This is a genomic window from Diplocloster agilis (assembly GCF_019042275.1).
GTDB lineage: Bacteria > Bacillota > Clostridia > Lachnospirales > Lachnospiraceae > Diplocloster > Diplocloster agilis.
In genome coordinates this window covers 1-218 of the sequence record NZ_JAHQCW010000122.1, presented here as the reverse complement: position 1 = coordinate 218, position 218 = coordinate 1, and the positions used below count along the sequence as shown (strand labels likewise).

General features: G+C 61.5%; 1 protein-coding gene. It reads left to right on the top strand.

Annotated features, from left to right (window positions below; all coding sequences use genetic code 11):
• Positions 1 to 196, top strand: a 196-nt coding sequence (locus KTH89_RS24805; RefSeq protein ID WP_238723474.1) for a hypothetical protein, incomplete at its 5' end; no start/stop codon positions are given.
• Positions 197 to 218 lie beyond the last annotated feature (22 nt).

The following is a 218-nucleotide window of genomic DNA, read 5'->3' as shown; positions in this document are numbered from 1 at the left end:
GGTTCTTCCTCGGGTTTGGGTATGCCCGCTGATCAGGGCCGGTGTATGTGTCGGTGTTCCGGAATGCTCCGGGCTGCCGGATTCTTTTGTGTCTCCCCGGGAGCGCATAGGGCGGCTGTGCTCCCGCTTAGTGGAATCGGAAAGCCGGGTTCAGGATGACCGGCGGACTTCACGTCCGACGGGCAAGAGCCTCTGAACCGGGAACACATCACGTGTTC